The 2,532-nt window shown below is 67.8% G+C and carries 4 protein-coding genes; all 4 read right to left on the bottom strand.

Annotation, left to right across the window (positions count from 1 at the left end; genetic code table 11):
- On the bottom strand, nucleotides 1–278 hold a 278-nt coding region (locus G7A99_RS10435), incomplete at its 3' end, for a glutathione S-transferase family protein (RefSeq protein WP_163139994.1).
- A 40-nt stretch (nucleotides 279–318) separates the two neighbouring features.
- Nucleotides 319–954, bottom strand: coding sequence for a uracil phosphoribosyltransferase (gene upp, locus G7A99_RS10430; RefSeq protein WP_163139993.1), 636 nt, complete (start codon nucleotides 952–954; stop codon nucleotides 319–321).
- Between the two features lie 147 nt (nucleotides 955–1,101).
- A complete protein-coding gene (locus G7A99_RS10425; RefSeq protein WP_163139991.1) occupies nucleotides 1,102–2,082 on the bottom strand; it encodes a malate dehydrogenase in 981 nt (326 codons plus the stop codon).
- Between the two features lie 96 nt (nucleotides 2,083–2,178).
- Nucleotides 2,179–2,433 carry a DUF6489 family protein gene (locus G7A99_RS10420; protein WP_163139989.1) on the bottom strand — a complete coding sequence of 85 codons (255 nt, stop codon included), beginning with the start codon at nucleotides 2,431–2,433 and terminating at the stop codon, nucleotides 2,179–2,181.
- Nucleotides 2,434–2,532: the final 99 nt, after the last annotated feature.

Raw genomic sequence — 2,532 nt, 5'->3', positions numbered from 1 at the left:
TTGCGATGGACCTCCTCGACACGGTCGAGAGGCATCAGGCGCGGCTCCGGGAAGCGGCGCTCCAGGTAGAGCGCGATGATCGCGCTCTCGGTGAGGCAGACACCCTCCTCATCCTCCAGTACCGGGACCCGCGAGAACGGCGAGACCGCCAGCAGCGCCTCCGGGCTCTCCCACGGGTTCACCCATACCGGGGTGACCCGCGAGTCCAGCTGCTTCTCCAGCAGCACCGTCCGCACCAGACGGGCGTAGGGCGAGGTGGGCGAGGTGTAGAGCTTCATGGGTGGGTCCTCCTCCGGCGGCGACGGCCGCGCCGCGCGCCTATTTCGTCCCGTACATGCGGTCCCCGGCGTCCCCCAGGCCGGGGACGATATAGGCCTTCTCATTGAGGCCTTCGTCGACCACTGCCGTGTAGACGGGGACGTCCGGATGCGTCTCCTGGAAAGTCGCCACCCCCTCCGGCGAGGCCACCAGACACAGGAAGCGGATGTCCCGGGCGCCGTCCTGCTTGATCCGTGACACCGCCGCGGCCGCCGAGTGGCCGGTGGCGAGCATCGGATCGACGACCACGATGCGCCGTTCATCGATGGCGGCGGGCATCTTGTAATAGTACTCCACCGGCTGAAGGGTCTTGTGATCGCGGTAGAGCCCGACGTGACCCACCCGTGCGGTGGGGATGAGCTCGAGCATTCCCTCCAGCAGGCCGTTTCCGGCGCGCAGGATGGACACGAAGCAGAGCTTCTTGCCCTCGAGGGTCGGGGCCTCCGCCATGTGCGCCAGCGGCGTATCCACCGATCGGGTGGTCAGCGGGAGGTCACGGGTGACCTCGTAGGCGAGCAGTGTCGAGAGCTCGCGGAGGACGTCGCGGAATTTCGCGGTGGAGGTGTCGCGGTCGCGCAGAACGGTGAGCTTGTGCTGCACCAGGGGATGATCGATGACGGTCACCGATGAGTGCATGGGTCGTTTTCCTCAGAAGGGCCGGTGTGGGCAACTGGGCGGCAAGGATAGCAAAGGGAGCGAAGGTGCGCCGATGCCGACGTCCGCACAAAAAAACAGGGGCGCCGTGCGGGCGCCCCTGTCGATGCTGGCTCGTCGGCCGCTGCCTCAGGGCAGCAGATGGGCGACGGCGTCGCGCTCCTCGACGAGCTCCTGCTCGGTCGCTGCCATGCGCTCCCGGGAGAAGTCGTCGATGTCGAGCCCCTGGACGATGCTGTACTGGCCATTGCTCACGCGGCACGGGAAGGAATAGATGATGCCCTCCGCAATGCCGTAGCTGCCGTCCGACGGGATCGCCATGCTGACCCAGTCGCCCTCCGGCGTGCCGAGCGTCCAGTCCCGCATGTGGTCAATCGCCGCACTCGCCGCCGAGGCCGCACTGGACTGACCGCGCGCCTTGATGATCGCGGCGCCGCGCTGCTGCACCGTCGGGATGAACTCGTCCACAAGCCACTGCTGCTCGACCAGGTCCCGCGCCGGCTGGCCGGAGACGCTGGCGTGGTTGATGTCCGGATACTGGGTCGCCGAGTGATTGCCCCAGACCACCATGTTACGGATGTCGGTGGTGTGGCAGCCGGTGCGGTTGGCAAGCTGCGCCAGCGCACGGTTGTGGTCGAGGCGCATCATCGCGGTGAAGCGGCCCGGATCGAGGTCCGGCGCGTTGCGCTGCGCGATGAGGGCGTTGGTGTTCGCCGGATTGCCGACCACGAGCACGCGCACGTCGCGGCTGGCAACGTCGTTCAGCGCCTTGCCCTGGGCCGAGAAGATGGAGGCATTCGCCTCGAGCAGGTCCTTGCGCTCCATGCCCGGGCCGCGCGGCTTGGCACCAACGAGCAGCGCATAGTCGGCGTCCTTGAACGCCTCCTCGCCCTTGTCGCTCATGGTGATGCCTGCGACCAGCGGGAACGCGCAGTCCTCCAGCTCCATGGCGACGCCGTTGAGCGCATCGAGCGCCGGCGTAATCTCGAGCAACTGGAGGATGACCGGCTGATCCGGGCCGAGCATATCGCCGGCGGCGATACGGAACAGCAGGCTGTAGCCGATCTGCCCGGCGGCACCGGTCACCGCAACGCGTACAGGTGCTTTCATGGAGGATCTCCTAGATTGCCTGGGGAAATGAGGCCAACGGCGGGTACCGCCGTACGATCGGGCACGCATTGTACCAGATGCGCCGTACCCGCGCCGCTAGTCGCCCTTGCGGCCCCCTCCGCCGGCGTCGCGCAGCGCCTCCCAGAACGCGCGCTGGAAGGGCTCGAGCCCGGGGAATTCCGACTGCGACCAGGCCCGCAGCATGCTTGCCGGGTCGTACCCCTCCCAGCCCTCGTGCATGCGCTTGCGCACCGACTCCACCACCTCCTCGTGGAGCGGGGAGACGTCGGGCAGGCCGAAGAAACGCCTGGCCTCCTCCGGCGTGACGTCAATATCCACCTTGATCCGCATCGCTTGCCTCCTGCCGCTATTCCGCGGCGAACGTCACCGGGTCACCCACGGCCAGCCCCAGCGCTGCCGCCGCGCTGCCCTGGTTGACCGCAATCTCGA

This window comes from Arhodomonas sp. KWT (assembly GCF_010993615.1).
Note: the sequence above shows the minus strand (reverse complement) of the source record. Positions and strands in the feature narration are given on the sequence as shown.

Bases quoted from the DNA above. Each gene is read 5' to 3' on its own strand.
- upp (WP_163139993.1), bottom strand. From the start codon at position 954: ATGCACTCATCGGTGACCGTCATCGATCATCCCCTGGTGCAGCACAAG.
- G7A99_RS10425 (WP_163139991.1), bottom strand. From the start codon at position 2,082: ATGAAAGCACCTGTACGCGTTGCGGTGACCGGTGCCGCCGGGCAGATC.
- G7A99_RS10420 (WP_163139989.1), bottom strand. From the start codon at position 2,433: ATGCGGATCAAGGTGGATATTGACGTCACGCCGGAGGAGGCCAGGCGT.